Here is a 19095-nt window from a genome sequence, read left to right as displayed (position 1 = left end):
ATTGCCGACGCAGCTGACCAGCTTGCCCGGATGAAGCTTTCACCGGATGAGCTTTCACAAGCCATGGCACGCGGAATGGCCTTGGCGCATCTCGCCGGACAGGCCGCTTTGATCGATGACATTGCCGGACGCAAATAAACCGCCACAGACGCGCATCAGCTTCTTTTGTGAAGCGATCCCGCAAAAAATCCGGAATGCGCGTCTATGGCCTTCAAATGGCCTTCAAATTTGATGGTTCGGGAGCTTCCACGATGACAGATACGGTATCGGCCCTCGATCTGCCCTTTGATGAAGCGATCCGCTTCTTATCCGGCAAGACCAACGTCAAGACGCGAGTCTGGACCGATGTTTATGCTGCAGCTCATTCGCGAGCCTTCATGGTTGCCGGAGCTGCCACGGATGCGCTGCTCGATGACTTCCGTCGCGAGATCCAACGAGCGCTTGAAGAAGGCACCACAATCGAGGAGTTCCGCCAGTCATTTGATGCAATCGTGGAAAAACATGGTTGGGATTATCGCGGCAAACGGAACTGGCGCACCCGCATCATCTTCGATACTAATCTGCGCACGGCCTATGCAGCCGGTCGGTATGCCAAGCTCACGGAACCCGAAACGCTCGAAGCCTTTCCGTATTGGCAATACAACCATTCCGGTTCGCTTCATCCGCGCAAGGAACATTTGTCCTGGGACGGCATGGTGTGGCGCGCCGACGATCCGTTCTGGATCACGAACTATCCGCCGAACGGCTGGCGCTGCGGTTGTTTTGTTACGCCGGTTTCCGAAGGTGGGTTGCGCCGTCAGGGCAAGGCTGGCCCTGATCCTTCACCCGATCTCGTCTTTCGCGCCGAGGAAGTCGGCGGGCGTACTGTTCGCGTTCCCCAGGGCGTCGATCCGGGCTTTGAATATAATCCCGGCATGAGCTGGCTCGATGGAGAGGCGCAATGAGCGGTGTCTCCATCAATGTCCAGATTGAGGACAAGGCAGTCCACCAAGCCTTCACCCGGCTGATTACCGTGATGGGCGATACGACGCCGATCATGAGCGCGATCGGTACCGGTTTGGTTGGCTCGACACATCGTCGGTTCGTTTCACAGAAATCACCGGATGGCATTGCCTGGAAGGCTCTGAACTCCGAATACAAGAAAACCAAGCGCAATAGCCGTATCCTGACGGAAAGCGGCCGTCTGCGCGACAGCATCAATCATCGTGCAGGTCGTGACCAGGTGACGGTTGGAACCAATGCGAAATATGCTGCCGTCCACCAGCTCGGCGCGACCATCAAGCCGAAAAGTGCTTCACATCTTGTTTTTCGTCTGGCATCTGGCATTGTGCTGGCAAAGTCGGTTACGATACCGGCGCGTCCTTATCTCGGTATTTCCGACGATGATCAGGTCATGATCTCCGAGACCGTTTTCAGCGCACTTCAACGCCGCATTTAACGCCTCTTAATGGGTGCCCGCCGTCGCGGGCATGATAAGCTTTTGCTGGACGTGGTTTTCTCACGTTCATGAAAAAGCGTCTGACCTCCCTTATGATGAACCTTCCGGCCGTCGATGACGTGTCGGTGACCGCTGTGCCGGAATGGGTGCACCTGATGCCCGCTGGCACCTTCAGCGGGGCAGACGGTCGCGGCCCTTACGTTGCCGGTGATCTCCAGCAGATCGTTGCGCAGTTCCGCAATGCTGGCCGCAAGCTTCCGATCGACATCAATCATTCCACAGACAAGCTTGGAACGCAGGGCTTCGAAAGCCCAGCGCTTGGCTGGATCGTGGACATGGAAGCCCGCGAAGATGGCATCTGGGGCAAGGTTGAATGGAATGCTCGCGGCAATGCGGCCGTCAGTGGCCGCGAATATGGCTACCTGTCGCCAGCGCTCTTCGTGACCGAGGGCAAGCCGCACCGTGTCCTTGAGATCGGCCGGGCCTCGCTCACCAACGATCCGAACCTCAAGCTCAATTCCCTCCATACAGCCAACCTAACCGGAGAACCGGACATGGAAGAAGAACTGCGGAAGGCGCTTGGCCTTCCAGAAGACGCCGACGCGGCTGCGATCCTCGCCGCCGTCACGGAAAAGACCTTGCATTCGGCAACGCTTGCGAAGGTCGTGGAAACTGCCGGTGTCAACATCGATGCCTCCGGCGACCAGATCGTCACCTCGCTTCAGTCCCGTCAGTCGGGCGACGATGCCGAGAAGGTCGAGTTGCGCAAGACGGTCACGGACCTTCAGTCGAAGGTTACCACCCTGACCAACGGGGCGGCGCGCGACAAGGCGGAAGCGGTCGTCAATCGCGCTGTCGAAGACGGCAAGGTGGTCCCGGCGCTCCGCGAGCACTTCATCAGCCGTCACATGAAGAATGCGCAGGAAGTCGAGGACGAGATCAAGCTTCTCCCTTCGCTGCATTCGGCAACGCTGCGCAACTACAAACCGCAGGAAAGTGGCGACCCGGCACTCTCTCCCGAAGATCAGCAGATTTGCGAGCTGATGGGCATTGATCCCGCCGAGTTCGCAAAGACCAAGAAGTCCCACAAGGAGTTGTTCTGATGGCCGCTACTCGCGATCTCGAAATCCCGAGCCGCGACGGTACCCGGTTCGGCTATCCGGTCAAGGCGGGCATCCGCTTTTTCGGACGGGCTATCGTCGCCGTCACCGCTGCCGGTCTGGCAGTACCCGCAGCCCATGCCGATGCTGTTGCGATCGTTGGGCTGGCAGAATTTCACATCGACAACCGCGACGGCGCTGACGGCGATCTGACCGTTACCGCCATCCGCGACACACGCGGCTTCGAATTTGAGGCCGCTTTCGCCGACATCGGCAAGCCGGTCTACGCCACCGATGATGCAACTCTCACGCTCGACGCTACGGGCGGCAAGCTGAAGGTCGGCACCATTGCCGGTCTCGGTGACGGCCGCACGTGGGTTTCTGTCGGCGCATAAGGAAAAACGACCCATGGATATCACTCCATCCACAATGCGCGGCCTCTATACGGCCATATCGACAGCGTTCAACGCGCAGCTTGGTTCCACGACGACACATTATCAGACCGTCGCCATGACCGTTCCGTCGACCACGGCAGCAAACGAATATCCGCGTATGGACGATCTGCCAGGGATTCGTGAATGGATCGGTGACCGCATCGTTCATGACCTGTCGATGCAGACCTACACGATCCGCAACAAGGAATTTGAAGGCACGATCGGCGTTCGCATTTCCCAGGTGGAAGACGATCAGCTGGGCTTCCTCTCATCCATGGCGGCGCAGCTCGGCCAGAATGCCGCGCAGTTCCCGGATCAGCTGGTTTTCCCGCTCCTGAAGAAGGGCGAAACGACCAAGTGCTATGACGGCCAGAACTTCTTCGACACCGACCATCCCGGTTACGATGCGGACGGCAAGGAAACTTCAGTCTCCAACTTCGCTGCCGGTTCCTCTCCGGCCTGGTACCTGGTCGATGACAGTCAGGTCATCAAGCCGATCATCTATCAGAGCCGCAAGAGCTTCCAGCTTATCCGCAAGGATCAGGCAACCGACGATACCGTCTTCTTCGGCGGCAAGGCGGTTTATGGCGTCGATGGCCGATGCAATGCCGGTTATGGCCTCTGGCAGCTGATCTACAAGTCCAAGCTGCCGTTGAATGCCGAGAACTACGCCGCTGCCCGCGCCGCGATGACTTCCATCCGCAAACGCAACGGCGAAGTGATCTCCATTAATCCGCGCAAGTTGCTCGTTCCGTCCACACTGGAAGGTGCAGCCCGCAAGCTGCTGCTCAACGAGCTGGCCGCGAATGGAGAGAGCAACGAGTGGAAGGGCACGGCCGAGCCGGTCGTCATCCCGCTGCTGGCCTGATCCCGCGCCCAAGAGTTCCGCCCGCACCGACAGCAGGCGGCGCATACCGGACTAACCCTGTCACTGCACTTGAACCCGGAGTTTTACCATGAGGAAAGTGGGTCTGTTTTTCGGCAGCATGTTCGCGATTGTGGCGGCTTTCGCCCTCACATCGATCGCACCGGCATCGGCTGCCGATATCCCTGCCTATGAAAAAATCCTCTCCAATCCTGTCGATTTCTACTCTGCTAACAGCGAAGCGCTCGTGCCCGCCTCGGCACTGGTGGCGACCGTCAGTCATGACATGAGCCTTCAACCAGCTTCTGGTCTGGCCTTCGTCGCGATGCTTCGTCCGACCGACGTTTCCATCCTTGCCAAGTCGAGAAGCATGGATATGCGCCTGCCACCCCCGGTTCCTCGAACGCTCATCGAATAGCTGATCGAGAAGAACTGAAAAGCACTCCCGCCATAACGGGCGGGAGGGTTTCTCAAAGAGGCTTCGAAGCCCTTTTGAAAAGCCCTGAAACAACGGAGCAACATTATGGCGAAAGCTGCAAAGCCCACCGAAACCACCACAAAGGTACCCGCTGCCGAGCCGGTTGGTGGCCCACTGTCGAACAACCCAGACAGCACCAGCCAGAACGGCGGTGCCGTCCAGGGCGATGCCTCGACCACCAATATCTCCTCGGCGACTGCGACCAATGACGGGACCGGCAATCCGGTCGGTCTCGTCAACGATCAGACGGCGGCGGCTTCGGAGATCGATATCGATGCGATTGTCGCTGCATCCGTCCAGGCCGCGAAAGAAGCGGGCTTTGATTTCATAGCAGCTGCTGTCGAAGCCTATGCCGCCAAGCACGGCAAGTTTGGATGCAACGGCATTCGCATCACAGCAAAGGTCGAGGGCATCCGCCGTGGCGGTCGTCGCCACAATGGCACGAGTGAATATCCGACCGACATGTTTGAGCCGATCCAGCTGAACCAGATTTTGGGCGATCCCGATCTGGTCACTGAACTGATCGAACTCGAAGACTAATAACGGGCCGCCGCTGAAACAGGCCATGACCCGGAAGCCGTCGCGGCAGGCGGCTTCCACCTTAAACCGGAGAACGGCACTTGTACGCCACTGTCGCAAATATGGTCGAGCGCTTCGGCAACACGGAAATGGTCCGGCTTTCCATGCCGGAAGACCGTGAAACCGAAACCCTTGATCCGGCCAAGATCGAAGTTGCCCTGGCAGATGCCACGGCTCTGATCGATGGCTATCTGCGCGGCCGCTACAGGGTTCCGCTTGCCGAGGTTCCGAAAGACATCGTGCGCGCTGCTTGCGTTCTCGCCCGTTACGATCTGGCAAAAGGTGAACGAACCGAGCCGACCGAACAGATGCGACTTGAACGCAAGGAAGTCATCACCTGGCTGGAGAATATTGCCAAGGGGCTGATTTCCATTGAGGCCGCATCGGCCGGAAACTTCGGGAAGTCGAACGGCCCACGCTTTTCCGGCCGTCCCGCCATATTCTCCGATGAATCGCTGAAGGGCTGGTGAGATGGTTGAACCCGAACTCACCAAAGCGCCGATCCGGGTCATGGAAGCCGCCATCATCGCGCGGCTGCGCCTCGCATTCCCGGAAAAGAAATTCCAGATCGATCGTGTTCCTGCCGTTCTGACCGTCAAGGAATTTGAGCGCATCGTTCGCCTGAAGCCGTTTATCGGTCTCGCCTGGATGGGCCTTCAGCCGGATCGGGACCACGGCCGGTTGCTGTCGGGTGCCGCAAACTGGCGGCTTGTCCTGGTCGTAAAAGCGTCGAGCAATCTTGATGCCCGCTTCAAAGGTGACCGGTTCGATATCGGCCTTGATGCCATGATCGACGTGTCGAGTGTCCTTTTGAGCGGCTGCACCTTGTCTGACATTGGCACTTGCACGGTCACTCGTGCCGAAGCGGTCTATGCGGACGGATGGGCTGACGACGCCACCGTCCTTGCCCAGGTCGATTTCGATGTGCGTTTCACGTCGCCGCTTTCCGCCTTCCAGATCAAGACTGCCGACGATCTGAAATCGCTCGGCATCACTTGGATCACGAACGACGCGGAAGAACCCGTCATCACCGAAACCATCAACCCCGAGGAAAGCCATGCTTGAGAAAAAGCTGAAGCTCGCACCCGGCCGCACCGTGCCCATGGAAGATGGTCGCGACTGGCCTGAAGGCGGCGCGACGGTTCCCGTCACTCTTTATATACGCCGCCGCATCGCTGACGGCGATCTGGTCGAGGTCGGCGTCAAGGCTCCGGCCGCACCAGTGCCGACCGCCACCGACAGCAACACCAACGACGACGCGGCCGCGAAGGCCAAGAACGGAGGTAAATAATCATGGCTGACTTCGTTTTTGACGAAATCCCGACCAACTGGCGCTCTCCCGGCACCTATCTTGAGGTCAAGCCAAACTATCGCAATCTTGGCATCTTCGATTATCCGGTGCAGAATTTGATCATCGGCCTGAAGCTTGCCACTGGCACCTTGCAGCCAGGCACTATCACGGAAGTCGTTCGCGATACCGAAGGTCAGGCGCTGTTCGGTGTCGGTTCGATCGGTGCCGAACAGGTGAAGGCGTTCCGCAAGGCCAACAAGACGCAAAGCCTCTTCGTCATGGCAATCGCCGACGACGAAGATGCGGTGAAGGCCAGCGGCACCATCACTTTTACCGGCGCTGTCTCGCAGGCTTTTGTCCTTCGCTTCAAGATTGCAGGTCAGCAGGTGCGTTTCACCGCACAGTCCACCGCTACGGTTGCCCAGCTTGCCGCAGCGCTGGCTGCGGCGATCAATGACAACACCAGCCTGCCCGTAACCGCCGCCGCCGCTGCCGGTGTTGTAACTGTCACCAGCCGCCATGGCGGCGAAGTCGGCAACGATATCGATCTGCGCGTTGACATCGAAGCGCAGCCTCTACCAACCGGCCTCAACGTTGCGATCGCCAAGATGGCGGGCGGGTCCGGCAATCCAGACCTGACGCCCGCGCTCGATGTGATCGCCAACACCTGGTACACGGCAATTCAGCAGCCGTTCAGCGATCCGACCAATATGGGCGTGTTTGCAGACTTCCTGACCAATCGCTTCACCGCGATGTCGAAGCTCGATGCGCACGGTTATGTCGGCAAGAGCGGTACGTTTGCCGATCTTGGCACCTGGGGTCAGCTGACGAATTGCCCGTTCCTGACGGCAGTGGGCCTGAATGGCTCTCCGACCAGCTCGTGGGTGTTGTCGGCGGCAGTCATGGGGCTTGCGAGCTTCCACCTTGCCAATGATCCAGCGCGCCAGTTGCGCTCGCTTGTTGTGCCTGGTGTGGAAGCGCCAAGTGCGGCCGACCAATTCATCGAGACGGAACGCGATCTGCTACTGCGCCGTGGTGTCTCGACCTTCGAAAGCCTTTCGGATGGTTCGGTCACGATCTCGCGCCTTATCACCACGTACCGGAAATCCAACCTCAACGTGGATGATGAAGCGTGGCTCGACATCATGGTGCCCGCCACCCTGTCGCGTATCCGCTACGACTGGAACTCCTACGTTTCGCTGCTCTATCCGCGTGCCAAGCTCACGGACGATGATGACAGCGCGGCGTTCGCCACCAATGTCGGTGATGATGAAGAACCCGGTTCATCGGTTGTCACACCGCGCCGCATGCACGCCTCCTGGGCGGGCCGGTGCCGCCGCTATGGTGATCTGGTCTGGATCGAGAGCGTCGAGGCCACCATCAAACAGAGCGCCTTTCAGCGCTCGTCCAGCGACAAGAACCGTCTCGAAAGCCGACAGCAGATCAAAATCGTCGGCAATCTGATGGTGCTCGCCGGTTCGCTGGAATTCCAGGTCTAAAGGTAAGGAAAGCAACCCATGGCACAGGTACTTGGCATTGTGGACATCGTCTGGCGGGGTCGAAACATCCCCGTCGAAAAGGGCGCGAAGATCAAGGTGGGCGGCATCAAGAACAATGCCGTCACCTATGGCCGCAAGGTCGGTCGGGCCCAGGAGTTCGAGGCTTCGGAAGTCACCGCGACGACGAACCTCGAAAAGGGACAGCGCTACGGTAGCCTCTGGGATGAGGGCGAAGGCGAATTGCAGGTTGTCTGCGATACCGGCCAGACCTTCATTTTCGGTGACGCCTTCCTGACCGACCATCCGGACATCACCGGCGGCGAAGGCGGCAAGATTGAACTCAAGTGGGCGGGCGGCGCTCCTGAAGAGGTGCTTTAATGGCTAAGAATGTTGTCGATCTCGATCTCACCGACGAAGAGCGTCCGGTCACGGACGCGGTGGTGGACCTGGACAGACCTGTTTCCACCAAGGCTGGCGTGGTCGCCGATGTCGATGAGGACATCGATCCGAATGATCGCCTGCCGGATCATGCCATCCAGAATGACAATGGTTCGGTCACGTTGCCCCTGCTTTACCCTCGGACGCTGGAGATCAAGAAGGGCGGGAAAGTACGCGAGGAGAAATATTTCGAGCTGACTTTCCATCGTCTGACCGGCGCTGATCAGCGGGCAATTTCGGCCACCTCCGAAGATTCGATGAACGTCGTCGCGTTTTCGCGTTCGACACGGATCAGCCAGGCCATCATGAACGTGCTCTATGACAGGCTTGATGCGGCCGACATCACCGCATCTGCGCAGGTGCTATCCTCTTTTTTGGCGAGTGGCCGGAAGACTGGCAAGTAATCCTCGGCGGGATCGCCGATGGATCGGGCTTCTCTGCCGCTGAAATCGACATGATGGATGCGGCAACCGCCACCTTCTGGTGGAACAGCATCATGGCGTATCGGAACAGGATCAAAGAGGCAGAGGGCTAGACCATGGCATCAAAATCAATGGCGCTCGATGTTCTGGTCCGACTTCGCGATCAGCTCTCCAGTCCGATGCGCCGCCTTACGGGCAACCTTCAGAAATTGACCGGCTTTGCGCGCCGTATCGGGGTTCTCGGTACGGCGGTTGCCGCTATTTCGTTCATGGGGCCGGTTCAGGAAGCCGCAGCCTTCCAGCAACAGCTGCTCGATATTGCAGGCACCGCCGAACTCTCCGGCAAGGCCGCGTTTGATTTCGCGGCCAAGGCCAAGGTCGAGTATGAGGAACTGGCCCTTGTCATCGGTCAGGCGTCGGAAACGATTGCGGCCGGTGCAGGCCAGATGATTGCTGCCGGTGTCGATCAGAAGCTGATCGACGCCACCATTGGCGATATCGGCCGCGCTGCCACGGCTGCGAACGCAGAATTTTCCGACATGGCCGGTGTCGGCACCGCCATGCTCAACAACCTGAAGCTTCCCGCGGATCAGATGCGCGACAGTCTTGGTGCGCTTGTGATCGCCGGTAAGGAAGGTTCCTTCGAGCTGAAGGACATGGCGCAGCATTTCCCGCGCCTGACTTCGCAGGTGGCAAAATTCGGCGTGAAAGGCCGCGAGGCTGTCAACTTCCTCGGCTCGGCACTCCAGATCGCCATGAAGGGCACGTCCGATCCGTCAATCGCAGCGAACAATCTTTCGAACTTCCTGTCGAAGGCGCTGTCTGAGCGCACCATCAAGAACTTTGCAGGCATGGGCGTCGATATTCAGGCCGTCATGCTGGACGCTGCATCCAAGGGCATCAACCCGCTGGAAGCCATGCTGCAGAAGGTCGGAAAGCTCACCGGCGTCGGCGAAGAGCAGATCGGCAAATACATGAAGGCCGCAGAAAAGAACGGCCTCAAGGGTGCCGAGGCGCTTGCCTATGTTCGCCAGCAGTTGGAAGCGATCGGCGCGGCCAGCAAGGTTTCCGAGCTGTTCTCCGATCAGCAGGTTCTGGATTTCATCGTGCCGTTCATGGCCAACGTGCAGGAATACAAGGACATCAAGGAAAAGGTCGCCGCCGCGACGGGTGCAGCGATCGATACCGACTTCGAAACGCAGATGGCGGGCATGAACCGGCAGCTAACGATCCTCAACGAAATCGGCACTCAGTCTATTCGTGAAGTAGGCTTTGCCTTTGGCGAGTGGCTTCCGTTGATTAATTCCTGGCTGATGGCTGGCATCAAGTGGATACGAGATTTTGACAAGGCGACAGGCGGTTGGGTGAAAACACTCATGACCGGCGCGGGCGGCGCTATTATTTTAGTCACGGCGCTTGGTGCACTCGGCCTTGTGTTGCCGATCATCGGTGCAAGCCTTGGTGCGATCGGCGCATTGCTGGGCGTTCTCGTCTCGCCGCTGGGAATTGTCATCGGTCTTTTGGCTGGCGCAGGGATGCTGATCGCTAAGAATTGGGAAGCCATTTCCCCTATCCTATCTGAAGTTTGGACAGGCTTTGTCGATGGCGCGATTGACGCCTGGCAGAACATTCGTGCGGTTTGGGATAGTGTGGCTCCATATTTTACGGAAATATTTGCCAGCATAAACACAGCGTTTGGCGGGCTATTTGCAGGCAGTTCGCTGCCAGACTTATCCAGCGGCGTTCGCGGAATTGTTGGACCGCTGCTTACGATTGGTGCAGCGATTGCTGCATTTGGTGTAGCCCTTCCTCTGGTCGGAGGTGCGTTATCATTGTTGGGCGCTGCAATTGGTGTGATCTTATCGCCGCTCGGCCTTGTCATTGCGCTTTTGGCGGGTGCTGGCGTTCTAATCGCCAAAAATTGGGACAAGGTAAAGCCAGCTCTTATGAAGTTTTGGACGGGGCTGAAGGACAGCGCATCCAAGGCATGGGAAGGCACCAAGCGGCTTTGGGGACAGGCGCAGCCTTTTATGTCACGTATCTGGTCAGGCATTTCTAACGGTGCTGTTCGTGCCTGGAATTGGGTAGCGGATGCTGCACCGCGCGCATGGTCGCGAATTTCAACAGGCGCACAGTCGATCTTCTCCGGCATCAACTTCGACAGCCTGAAGGTGGGGAGTTTGAAGGTTCTTGAAGGCGTCTTCAATGGGCTTCAAACCGCATGGACCGCCTTGAAGGATATCGGCAAAGGCATAGAGCCATCACTCGCACCAATTGGCGAAACTCTCAAGCGGACCTTCGGGCATATGGGCGATACCTGGAACAACTTGAAGGAACTCGGCAGCGCGCTCGGTTCCCTCGGTAGCAGTTTGTTGCAGCTTGTCGGCTTCGATACGGGCAAGCTTGGCGGCTTCATGCAGGGCATAGGCCAATGGCTCGGCAAGCTGGAACTGTTGAAGTTCACGGCCTTTGAAAAGCTCTGGCAGGGCATATCGTACCTGACAAAGGGCCTTGCCGAACTCGCCAACTGGGCGGCAGGCAAAAGCGAAATGCCGGACTGGGCGAAGTTCTTCCCGAAACAGGCAGGTGAGCTTGTCAGCACATTGGCAGATGGCATTGAGAAGCTATGGAGCTTTTTGCAGACGCCGATCACGTTGCCGGTATTGGCGTGGGATGCGCTGGCGAGCGGCTTTGAACCTGTCTACAACAAGATCAAGGGCTGGCTCGATGGCATCGTCAATGCGGTCAATGCCGTAAAACAGGCGATACTCGGTGTCCCGACCGAAATGAAGGACTTCAACGGTCAGATCACTGGAAAGGATGCTCGCGGTGCGTTGAACGGAAACCTTGTGGTTCCTGCATTGCCGGAGCTGAAGCGGCCAACGCCTGCCAACGGCAATAATCCTGATCAGCGCGCCAGCCTCTCGACGCCGACACGCCTTGCAGCGGTTGCCGGTGCGGCACAGTCGGTCAATGTCGGTGGCGACATCCGTATCAAGGTGGATGGTCCGGGCAGGCTCGCAAGCGCTACATCCGACAACAAGAATGTCGGGCTTACGACCGATCGTGGCCGCGTCATCGGCAGGGCATAGAGGTTTCCATGATCTTCGACAGCATCAGCGATGTTCTGCCAGGACTGCTTCCAGCTTCATATCGTGGGATTTCGTTCCACGTGCCCGATACCTCAACACAGGTTGGCCGTCGCGTCGCCGAGCATCTGTTCCCCGGTATCGACCAAGCTGCCTATGACGATTTCGGCCTTGCTACCCAAACTGTTCAGGTCGAAGGGCTGATCGTTAGCGATTCCTATATTGCCCAGGCGCAGGCCCTGAAGGCCGCTTTCGAGACACCGGGACCGGGTACGCTTATTCATCCATGGCTTGGCCCGATGCAGGTCATCATGGAAGAGACGGCCGAGATTTCCTTCGCCGCGCACGAGCTGCGCGTCGTCCGCTTCAGCGCCACCTTCAAGCGCTACAATGGCATGGGGCTCTCAGGCTTTGCCTCCACTGCCTCGGCGTTGATCGGTGCTGCCCTTTCGCTTGTCTCGCTTGCCGCGGCTCTCACCACATCGCCATCGAGGCGCACTCTGTCCCGGCTTCGCACCGACGCCACACAGCGCACCGCCCGACAGGTTGTTTCCTACTGGCAGTCCAGCGCCGGAAGGGCTTCTGCCCTGATCTCCGCAGCCCTGCCGCAATCCCTGCCTGCCACGCCTGAAGTCTTGTCCAGCGCCGCCAGCTCGGTGACGGACATGATCGTCAATCTCGTTCCCGATCTCGCCGGAACGCCTGCGGTTGCTCCGTCCGCAGAAGCAACCAGCTCCTCCACCGGCCTGTCGGCACGTCAGGCACTCGACATCAACGCCAGTGCCGGTGCTGCTTTTGTCGTTCTTGCCGGTGATACCGTGTCGCGTCCGGACACGGTGCTGTTGGCCGGAACGGCTGGCGATGCGCTTGCCAAGGCTGGACAGCTTGCGGCCTATGTCGAGTTCGGATCGCGGGCGGAAGCAAGCGCGCTGCGCGATAGCCTGGTTGGCCAACTGGACGCCTATACCGATCTGCTATCCAGCCTTTCCGATTCCGATTTTGCTGCCGAGGCAAGCGCCACCATCCGCGCTACCCGCGACGTTCGCTTGTGCCTGATTGCCGATATCAATGAAGCGATCGGACGCTTGCCAGCATCGCGTATCATCGAAACCGATCGACCGTCAGATACCTTCCAGATCGCCAATCATATTTATGGTGACGATCCGTCCGCGATCGAGGACGGCTACCTCTCAATCATCGAGCGGAACCGGCCGCGCCATCCAGCCCGCATTCCTGCTGGCCGTGTCGAGGTGACAGAATAATGGCGCGCTCGATCTGGCTGAAGGTGAATGGGCAGATATTCGACCAGTGGACGAATGCCAACATCACCCGCGACCTCAAGGATTTCAGTGGCTCGTTCAGCTTCGAGCTGCGCGATTATAGCCGGGCGCTTTCCACTTTCGATTTCGCATCGCCTGCAAATGCGGTCTTTACCCTGAAGCCCGGTATGGAAGCGGAAGCCTATGTCGAGGATCAGCTCGTCCTGAAAGGCTATATCGAAACGGTTTCGCCGGACATCGATGAAGAGCGGGCCATGGTCTCGATCTCCGGCAAGGACAAGGCTGGCGATCTGGTCGACAGCACGGCCGCACCGAATGGCCCTTCCGAGTTCAACAATGTGAAGCTGGAAGAAGCGGTCAAGCGCATTGCTGAACCGTTCGGGCTTTCCGTCCGTTCCGAGATCGATACCGGCGATGCATTCCCGCGCTACGGCATCGATCTTTCCGAAACCGGCTTGAGCGCAATCGACAAGGGCACACGCCAGCGCCATGCCCTTGTCATGTCGGATGGCGTCGGCGGTGTTGTCATCACCCGGACCGGGGCCAACCGTGCTCCGGCAGCGCTCTCCTTGCCTGGGAACGTGAAAGCCTCATCTGGCCAGTTCACGCACAAGGATCGGCATTCAAAGGTCGTCGTGCGCGGTCAGTCGGAAAAGGCTGCTACCGTTCGTGACGGTCGTGCTGCTCCGCTCCTCGGCGGCAGCGCTCCGGTAAAGCCGGAAGACAGGAAAGCAACTGATGGTTCGGCCACCGAACGCGAACGGCGCGGCGTTGTCGCCAGTGGTGAAGCGACTGACGACGAAATCAGGCGCTATCGACCGATTGTGCATCTGGCGCGCTCCAAAGCCGACGACAAGGGCTGCAAGGACGAAGCGGACTGGCGTATGCGCACCAAGCGCGGCGAGAGTGAGGAAATCTCCTATCGCGTTCATGGTTACAAGGCGAACGGGCGTCTGTGGCGGGTCAACGAAATGGTCGAGGTCTCCGATTCCTTTCAGGACGTGTTTCGCGACATGCTGATATCCCGCGTCACGTACCTTCAGCAGGAGGATAGCGGCTGCGAAACTGAAATCGCCGTCACGTCGCCGGAAGCCTTCGACAACAAGCCTGTAAAGAGCCGTCGAAAGAACGTTAAGGGCCGCAAGAAGAGCAGCAAAAAGAGCAGGGGCAAGGGATCGAGCGGGCCGCTGGACGGCACCGCGTCCGCATTGTGAGGTCGGCGATGGATCACGAAACAGCCAGCAAGGTTCGCGGCATCGCCCGCCGTGTCGTTCTGAAGAACATCAATGATGATGGCGAAACCCAGACCGCTTCGGTGGAAGTGGCTCCCGGTGTCTGGCGCGACAAGGTTGAGATCATGCAGCCTTATGGGCTGGCAACATCAGCACCAGAAGACGGCGCACTAGCAGTCGCGGTCGCCATTGGCGGCAACGAGGATGACATTGTTCTCCTGCCGGTTGGCAATCCATCCGCCCGCATGGGTGGGCTGAAAGCGGGTGAAACCGCACTTTATAATCAGCATGGCGACGGAATACTTGTCGGCGCTGACGGTACCATCAGCATTCAGGCTGGAGCGTCGATCGTGCTGAAGGTTGGCGGCGTCACCGTGACAGTCTCGCCGGGCGGCGTTGACATCGATGGCGGCACTGTTCGAAACGATGGCGTCGTTATCGACAAAACCCATATACACATTGGTGTGGTTCCCGGAGGCGGGACCAGTGGTCCTCCCCAAAGTTAATCTGTTTCGTGCCCGCCTCGGCGGGCATGATCGTTTTCGCGCGCGCGCGATAGAACCGGGGCATGTTTTACGATGTGGCACTCATCTATGACCCGGAAACCCGCCGCGCTGATCTGGAGATCGGCGCGAATGGCGATCTCATCATTGATGAAACCCCGATCACGCCGGTACTTCTTTCTATCGGCCTTGATCGCCGTGCCAATCCAGACGATCCACTGCCCGAAGGTCGATCGCAGTTCCTGACAGGGTCCGGCATCGATGTCCGTCGCGGTGCTGCTGCCGATGCGCTCGATCCTTATGGAGAGCGCATCGGTTCGCGCTGCTGGCTGCTTGATCGCGCCAAGGAAACCGAAACCACCCGCCTTCTTTACCAGAGCTGGCTTGCCGAAAGCCTTGAATGGGTGACCTCCGATACCGGCATTCCAGCCGAGATCGAGACGGAATGGGTCGCGCCGCAAATGCTCGGCTGGCGCGTCCTGGTCGATGACACTGCTATTTCCGGCCGGAGGACTGCCTGATGCCTTGGCCCGTCCCTTCCGCAAAGACTATCGCTGAACGCATTGCCTCGGCCATGGAGTTCAGTATTTCGGTTGTGCGGCCGCTTGTTGATCCGCTTGCCATTTCTCGTGCTGTTCGTTCGGCTCGCGGTACGCTCGCCATGATCAGCCGCGCCGTAGCACTGGAGGCGCGCGAGATCCACGACCATGTCGCATGGTGGGGCAGACAGTACTTTGTTGATACGGCCGAAGACGAGTTCGTCCAGCGTCACGCCGATATCTGGGGCATTGTGGCAAGACCGGCCACATTCGCCGTCGGAAAGGTTGATATCGAAGGCGCAGCCGGAACGCCAATTCCGGCCGATCTCGAAATCGCCGGTTCCGATGGCACGATCTTCAAGACTACGGAAACCGCGATCATTGGCCTGAATGGGGGTGCGGCAATATCGGTCATCGCATCTATTGCTGGTCCAGCAGGCAATCTGGAAGCTGGTATCAGGCTGCGCACGGTCACTGCCTTTCCTGAGATCAATCGTATCGCAGTCGCGGCTGAAGGAATTGCAGGTGGCGCGGAGGCGGAAACCCCAACGGAACTGGCCGACGCGACCATGGCCTACATCCGGCAGCGCCCGCATGGCGGTGCTGGCTTCGATTACCCGACCTGGTTGCGGGAAAAATTCGCGGTTCGTGCCGTAAAGCCGGAAACCGACTGGATCGGTCGTGGTTCTGTTGGCGTCATTGTCGCCATGAAAGATGGCACTTCTGCCCGTACGCCGACCGAATCGGAAATGGCCGAGATGCTTAGCTATCTGGGCGCTCCCGGTTCGTCTTCCGGCGTTCGGCCGGTCACAGCCCATGTCGTCATTGTGCCTGCCGAAATGCGGGCGATCCCTATCACCGTCCGCGTTCGCCCAGACAAGGTCGCCACACGCGCGGCAGTTCAGGAAGCATATGCGGCATTCATCGCAACGATCGGCGATGCGAACGACGATCAGAACGAAAGCCCGATCGGCGCTCGCATTGAACCGTCACGCATTTCCGAGGCGATCTCTGCTGCATCTGGTGAATACGCTCACGATCTGATTTCACCATCAGCGCCGTTCGCCCTTGATCGCGACCAATACCCGCTTCCCGGCGAGATCACTTTCGAGGAACCGCTATGACCCGGCCACAGTCATCCATCCTCGCCAGCCTGATCGGCAAGCTTCCACGCGGCTTTGCGCTCGGAAAGCGTGAAGGCGTTCTCGACGCGATCCTCGATAGCATCGCCAAGGTTCTCGTCCAGGCAGAAGCTGACGCTGAAAGTCTGATGAACGAAATTGATCCGCGCACGGCCAACGCACTGTTGCCGGATTTTGAACGGGTTCTTGGTCCTGATCCTTGCGGGCGCGATCTGGGTAGTCAGACGCTTGAACAGCGCCAGCGTCGGGCACACCAGCGCTGGATCGCCAAGGGCGGTGCCAGCATTCCGTATTTCGTGAAGATGGCCGCAAGCCTCGGTCACACTATCGAGATCGAAGAATTCTGGCCATCGAATGCTGGCGTTCTGTTGGCTGGTCAGCCGCTTATAGCCGAAGGCGAGCAATTTACGTGGCGAGTAAAGCTGCAGCTGATTTCCGAATGGATATTTCGCGCGGGCGTCAATACGGCGGGTCAGCCGCTCGGTGGCTTTGAAATCAGTGACATTGAATGCGAGTTGCGGCGGCTTAAGCCTGCCCACACTCAGCTTGTATTTTCATACGTGGAGAACTGACATGGATCGCGTCAACGGTAACAATACGGTTGATATTGGCGAAGGCCGTCGAGGGTTTCGCTCTCAGAATGCTGCAGCTGGCATTGCTGGTACCGAGGTCACGGATAAAATTCTCAATGATGTGCAGGAGGAAATTTGCGCAGTGATTGAGAACGCCGGGCTTGCGCTTGATCCGGGCAACCAACAGCAGCTCTGGGAGGCGATCCAAGGCATAGCCGCGCCCGGCTTCGCAAACCGTGCAGCTTGGCTTCCCATTCTCTCAATGACAATCACTGCCCCTCCTAACGACGCATCCCTCGGTGACGCATATATCATACCAGCTGCTGCGACGGGTGCATGGGCGGGCAGTCAGCAAAAGCTTGCGGAGTGGACCGGATCAAAGTGGCGTATCGTGACAACGAAAGATGGTCACGGTGTCAGTCTGCCAGATGGTCGCGTTTTTGAGCGCATTAATGGGGTTTATATTGAAAAGATCGCTTTGGATGCACAGGCTGGGAAATGGAACTACGCCATGGCTAGTGGGACGGCAAATGCCGTCATCGTAAGCCTCGATCCAGCGCCGCAAGCTTTAATTTCCGGATTTTGGCTAAGGTTGAAAATCACGACCACCAACACGATGGCCGTTACGCTTAATGTCAACGCACTTGGTGCGAAGCCTATTTTGCGCATCGATGGGGCAGCTCTGATCGAAGGGGATTTAAGCAGCGGTGACATTGCAGAGCTGGTCTATGATGGAAATACGTGGCGTCTGGTTTCGTACTGTCGATCCCTGTTGCCGCGGCCACTAGGAAGCAACCAAACGTTTTTTGTCCGTCCGGATGGAAATGATTCTAATAACGGATTGGCAAACACGGCAGGTTCTGCATTCAAGACACTGGAAGGGGCATGGGCAGCTGTTTCTACGCGTTATGCTCCGAGTGATAAGTACGCAATCATCTTCCAGCTCGCTCAGGGCACTTATGAAGGCGCGATGTTTAGCGGCTATTCGGGCAGCGTTATTGTCATTGGCAATGCTTCTGATCGCGGTTCCTATAAGATTGTGGAGCCCGCTGGCAAAAACTTCTGCGTTAGCGCCAATCAAGGTAAGGTTGAATATCGTGGCGTGACAATCCGCTCACAAAGCAACGCAGGCACTCAAGTGCTCATGGTTTGGGCGGCGAGTACTGTTTCCGTCACACTGACAGACTGCCGTATTGAGGTGCCGACAAGCAATACAAACCTTTCTGTCGTTTACGCATCATCGGGTGCAATCGTCGAAGTGCGAGGCAGTATCGAGATTTCAGGTGGTAGCGGGCGGTCCGATATATCTGCGGTTATCAGCACTGAGAGTGGGGCGCTGTTTTCGGGTGGTCTGTACGCAGCACCTGTCACCTGGACAATTTACAATCTTGGTTGCCAGCAGGCATGGGCCAACGCGGACAGCCTTTCATTCCAATCATGGCTTGCTGTGTCATTCTCAAAAATTGGCTCACAGTTTGCTGGACGCCGTTTCAACGTCACAAAGAATGCGGTGATTACCACTGGTGGCGCTGGAGATAATTTCTTCCCCGGCGATCAAGGCGGCAACATTGATGCTGGAGGAGTTTACCTATGAGTTTTGAACCTCGGAACTGGTATTGGAAGGCGGATGACGGGCGTATTTTTTCGTCGGCGAAGAGCAGCCTTATTAAAGAGAATGATGCAGCGTTTAAAGCGTGGCTCAAGACGCCATTCCTGCCGACGCGTTGGCCGGAAGATGACAACGGTGGGCAGACTGAGGCTGAGCTTGCCAAGGTTCTCGAGCCTTACGGAATAATTATCGGGTCATCGGCAACGGTTAAAACCATCCTTAAGGCTAAAGTTGATCAATCTGCTGAAACAGAGCGCCTGAAATACATTACGCCCGGCAATGGGCAGGCCATGACCTATCAGCAAAAAGTCACTGAGGCACAGGCGTTCAAGGCGACAACCGAGCCGAGAGCGAATGACTATCCTATGTTGTCATCCGAAGTTGGCATCACGGCTGAGACAATTGGCGAGGTTGCGGACATTGTTCTTGCCGCCTTCGCACAGTGGCAGCAGATCGGCGCAATGATCGAAAGCATCCGCCTCGGTGCCAAGCGCGACATTGATGCCGCGGAAGATGAGGCCGCAGCCCGTGCGATCATTGATGCTATCGTCTGGCCTTCCGCACAGGTGCAGTCATGACGGCGGT

General features: G+C 58.1%; 22 protein-coding genes. All 22 read left to right on the top strand.

The features are described from left to right. Nucleotides 1-251: 251 nt before the first annotated feature. The 22 genes from KWJ32_RS26455 (at nt 252) to KWJ32_RS26350 (ending at nt 19088) form a co-directional block, all read left to right on the top strand. Nucleotides 252-944, top strand: a complete 693-nt coding sequence (locus tag KWJ32_RS26455; RefSeq protein WP_256886547.1) for a phage minor head protein — start codon at nt 252-254, stop codon at nt 942-944. Further along, on the top strand, nt 941-1438 hold the full coding sequence (locus KWJ32_RS26450) for a phage virion morphogenesis protein (protein WP_256886546.1): 498 nt from the start codon (nt 941-943) through the stop codon (nt 1436-1438). Before KWJ32_RS26455 ends, KWJ32_RS26450 begins: the two co-directional genes overlap by 4 nt. 68 nt (nt 1439-1506) lie before the next feature. Further along, nucleotides 1507-2541 (top strand): phage protease, encoded by a 1035-nt coding sequence (locus KWJ32_RS26445; protein WP_235819057.1) that lies wholly within the window; start codon nt 1507-1509, stop codon nt 2539-2541. Beyond that, nucleotides 2541-2933, top strand: a complete 393-nt coding sequence (locus tag KWJ32_RS26440; RefSeq protein ID WP_125335778.1) for a hypothetical protein — start codon at nt 2541-2543, stop codon at nt 2931-2933. Before KWJ32_RS26445 ends, KWJ32_RS26440 begins: the two co-directional genes overlap by 1 nt. Before the next feature lie 13 nt (nt 2934-2946). Then, on the top strand, nt 2947-3840 hold the full coding sequence (locus tag KWJ32_RS26435; RefSeq protein ID WP_125335776.1) for a Mu-like prophage major head subunit gpT family protein: 894 nt from the start codon (nt 2947-2949) through the stop codon (nt 3838-3840). An 88-nt stretch (nt 3841-3928) separates the two neighbouring features. After that, a complete protein-coding gene (locus KWJ32_RS26430) occupies nt 3929-4255 on the top strand; it encodes a hypothetical protein (protein ID WP_151691322.1) in 327 nt (108 codons plus the stop codon). Between the two features lie 105 nt (nt 4256-4360). After that, nucleotides 4361-4855, top strand: coding sequence for a hypothetical protein (locus KWJ32_RS26425; RefSeq protein ID WP_256886545.1), 495 nt, complete (start codon nt 4361-4363; stop codon nt 4853-4855). A gap of 80 nt (nt 4856-4935) precedes the next feature. After that, nucleotides 4936-5364: a DUF1320 domain-containing protein gene (locus KWJ32_RS26420; protein WP_151691320.1), complete on the top strand. Its 429-nt coding sequence runs from the start codon at nt 4936-4938 to the stop codon at nt 5362-5364. Between the two features lies 1 nt (nt 5365). Further along, nucleotides 5366-5959 (top strand): hypothetical protein, encoded by a 594-nt coding sequence (locus KWJ32_RS26415; protein ID WP_151691319.1) that lies wholly within the window; start codon nt 5366-5368, stop codon nt 5957-5959. Next, nucleotides 5952-6185: a DUF2635 domain-containing protein gene (locus KWJ32_RS26410; protein ID WP_125335766.1), complete on the top strand. Its 234-nt coding sequence runs from the start codon at nt 5952-5954 to the stop codon at nt 6183-6185. Before KWJ32_RS26415 ends, KWJ32_RS26410 begins: the two co-directional genes overlap by 8 nt. 2 nt (nt 6186-6187) lie before the next feature. Further along, on the top strand, nt 6188-7684 hold the full coding sequence (locus KWJ32_RS26405) for a phage tail protein (RefSeq protein ID WP_151691318.1): 1497 nt from the start codon (nt 6188-6190) through the stop codon (nt 7682-7684). An 18-nt stretch (nt 7685-7702) separates the two neighbouring features. Continuing rightward, nucleotides 7703-8062 carry a phage tail tube protein gene (locus tag KWJ32_RS26400; protein ID WP_256886544.1) on the top strand — a complete coding sequence of 120 codons (360 nt, stop codon included), beginning with the start codon at nt 7703-7705 and terminating at the stop codon, nt 8060-8062. Next, the gene (locus KWJ32_RS26395; protein WP_256886543.1) at nt 8062-8526 is read left to right on the top strand and encodes a hypothetical protein; all 465 of its coding nucleotides are present in this window, start codon (nt 8062-8064) and stop codon (nt 8524-8526) included. The genes KWJ32_RS26400 and KWJ32_RS26395 overlap by 1 nt, the downstream gene beginning before the upstream one ends. A 134-nt stretch (nt 8527-8660) precedes the next feature. Continuing rightward, nucleotides 8661-11636, top strand: coding sequence for a phage tail tape measure protein (locus KWJ32_RS26390; protein ID WP_256886542.1), 2976 nt, complete (start codon nt 8661-8663; stop codon nt 11634-11636). Between the two features lie 8 nt (nt 11637-11644). Then, nucleotides 11645-12895, top strand: a complete 1251-nt coding sequence (locus tag KWJ32_RS26385; RefSeq protein WP_256886541.1) for a DNA circularization N-terminal domain-containing protein — start codon at nt 11645-11647, stop codon at nt 12893-12895. Continuing rightward, a complete protein-coding gene (locus KWJ32_RS26380) occupies nt 12895-14127 on the top strand; it encodes a phage baseplate assembly protein (protein WP_256886540.1) in 1233 nt (410 codons plus the stop codon). The genes KWJ32_RS26385 and KWJ32_RS26380 overlap by 1 nt, the downstream gene beginning before the upstream one ends. An 8-nt stretch (nt 14128-14135) precedes the next feature. Then, complete coding sequence (locus tag KWJ32_RS26375; RefSeq protein WP_256886539.1) at nt 14136-14651, top strand: phage baseplate assembly protein; 516 nt, start codon at nt 14136-14138, stop codon at nt 14649-14651. 62 nt (nt 14652-14713) lie between these two features. Beyond that, the gene (locus tag KWJ32_RS26370) at nt 14714-15169 is read left to right on the top strand and encodes a phage GP46 family protein (protein ID WP_256886538.1); all 456 of its coding nucleotides are present in this window, start codon (nt 14714-14716) and stop codon (nt 15167-15169) included. Beyond that, the gene (locus tag KWJ32_RS26365; RefSeq protein ID WP_256886537.1) at nt 15169-16311 is read left to right on the top strand and encodes a baseplate J/gp47 family protein; all 1143 of its coding nucleotides are present in this window, start codon (nt 15169-15171) and stop codon (nt 16309-16311) included. The genes KWJ32_RS26370 and KWJ32_RS26365 overlap by 1 nt, the downstream gene beginning before the upstream one ends. Next, the gene (locus tag KWJ32_RS26360; protein WP_256886536.1) at nt 16308-16901 is read left to right on the top strand and encodes a putative phage tail protein; all 594 of its coding nucleotides are present in this window, start codon (nt 16308-16310) and stop codon (nt 16899-16901) included. Before KWJ32_RS26365 ends, KWJ32_RS26360 begins: the two co-directional genes overlap by 4 nt. A gap of 1 nt (nt 16902) precedes the next feature. Next, a complete protein-coding gene (locus KWJ32_RS26355) occupies nt 16903-18495 on the top strand; it encodes a DUF2793 domain-containing protein (RefSeq protein WP_256886535.1) in 1593 nt (530 codons plus the stop codon). After that, nucleotides 18492-19088 (top strand): hypothetical protein, encoded by a 597-nt coding sequence (locus KWJ32_RS26350; protein WP_256886534.1) that lies wholly within the window; start codon nt 18492-18494, stop codon nt 19086-19088. The genes KWJ32_RS26355 and KWJ32_RS26350 overlap by 4 nt, the downstream gene beginning before the upstream one ends. The last annotated feature ends 7 nt before the right edge of the window (nt 19089-19095 follow it).

The organism is Ochrobactrum sp. BTU2 (genome assembly GCF_024539785.1).
GTDB lineage: Bacteria > Pseudomonadota > Alphaproteobacteria > Rhizobiales > Rhizobiaceae > Brucella > Brucella anthropi.
The sequence above is the reverse complement of the archived record's forward strand: the minus strand, read 5'-3'. Positions and strand labels throughout refer to the sequence as shown.

What these genes read in the sequence shown, in the direction of transcription:
- KWJ32_RS26410 (WP_125335766.1), top strand. Translation starts at nt 5,952, where the DNA reads ATGCTTGAGAAAAAGCTGAAGCTCGCACCCGGCCGCACCGTGCCCATG.
- KWJ32_RS26405 (WP_151691318.1), top strand. Translation starts at nt 6,188, where the DNA reads ATGGCTGACTTCGTTTTTGACGAAATCCCGACCAACTGGCGCTCTCCC.
- KWJ32_RS26360 (WP_256886536.1), top strand. Translation starts at nt 16,308, where the DNA reads ATGACCCGGCCACAGTCATCCATCCTCGCCAGCCTGATCGGCAAGCTT.
- KWJ32_RS26450 (WP_256886546.1), top strand. Translation starts at nt 941, where the DNA reads ATGAGCGGTGTCTCCATCAATGTCCAGATTGAGGACAAGGCAGTCCAC.
- KWJ32_RS26380 (WP_256886540.1), top strand. Translation starts at nt 12,895, where the DNA reads ATGGCGCGCTCGATCTGGCTGAAGGTGAATGGGCAGATATTCGACCAG.
- KWJ32_RS26395 (WP_256886543.1), top strand. Translation starts at nt 8,062, where the DNA reads ATGGCTAAGAATGTTGTCGATCTCGATCTCACCGACGAAGAGCGTCCG.
- KWJ32_RS26350 (WP_256886534.1), top strand. Translation starts at nt 18,492, where the DNA reads ATGAGTTTTGAACCTCGGAACTGGTATTGGAAGGCGGATGACGGGCGT.
- KWJ32_RS26440 (WP_125335778.1), top strand. Translation starts at nt 2,541, where the DNA reads ATGGCCGCTACTCGCGATCTCGAAATCCCGAGCCGCGACGGTACCCGG.
- KWJ32_RS26455 (WP_256886547.1), top strand. Translation starts at nt 252, where the DNA reads ATGACAGATACGGTATCGGCCCTCGATCTGCCCTTTGATGAAGCGATC.
- KWJ32_RS26400 (WP_256886544.1), top strand. Translation starts at nt 7,703, where the DNA reads ATGGCACAGGTACTTGGCATTGTGGACATCGTCTGGCGGGGTCGAAAC.
- KWJ32_RS26370 (WP_256886538.1), top strand. Translation starts at nt 14,714, where the DNA reads ATGTTTTACGATGTGGCACTCATCTATGACCCGGAAACCCGCCGCGCT.
- KWJ32_RS26425 (WP_256886545.1), top strand. Translation starts at nt 4,361, where the DNA reads ATGGCGAAAGCTGCAAAGCCCACCGAAACCACCACAAAGGTACCCGCT.
- KWJ32_RS26445 (WP_235819057.1), top strand. Translation starts at nt 1,507, where the DNA reads ATGAAAAAGCGTCTGACCTCCCTTATGATGAACCTTCCGGCCGTCGAT.
- KWJ32_RS26390 (WP_256886542.1), top strand. Translation starts at nt 8,661, where the DNA reads ATGGCATCAAAATCAATGGCGCTCGATGTTCTGGTCCGACTTCGCGAT.
- KWJ32_RS26435 (WP_125335776.1), top strand. Translation starts at nt 2,947, where the DNA reads ATGGATATCACTCCATCCACAATGCGCGGCCTCTATACGGCCATATCG.
- KWJ32_RS26415 (WP_151691319.1), top strand. Translation starts at nt 5,366, where the DNA reads ATGGTTGAACCCGAACTCACCAAAGCGCCGATCCGGGTCATGGAAGCC.
- KWJ32_RS26430 (WP_151691322.1), top strand. Translation starts at nt 3,929, where the DNA reads ATGAGGAAAGTGGGTCTGTTTTTCGGCAGCATGTTCGCGATTGTGGCG.
- KWJ32_RS26365 (WP_256886537.1), top strand. Translation starts at nt 15,169, where the DNA reads ATGCCTTGGCCCGTCCCTTCCGCAAAGACTATCGCTGAACGCATTGCC.
- KWJ32_RS26355 (WP_256886535.1), top strand. Translation starts at nt 16,903, where the DNA reads ATGGATCGCGTCAACGGTAACAATACGGTTGATATTGGCGAAGGCCGT.
- KWJ32_RS26385 (WP_256886541.1), top strand. Translation starts at nt 11,645, where the DNA reads ATGATCTTCGACAGCATCAGCGATGTTCTGCCAGGACTGCTTCCAGCT.
- KWJ32_RS26375 (WP_256886539.1), top strand. Translation starts at nt 14,136, where the DNA reads ATGGATCACGAAACAGCCAGCAAGGTTCGCGGCATCGCCCGCCGTGTC.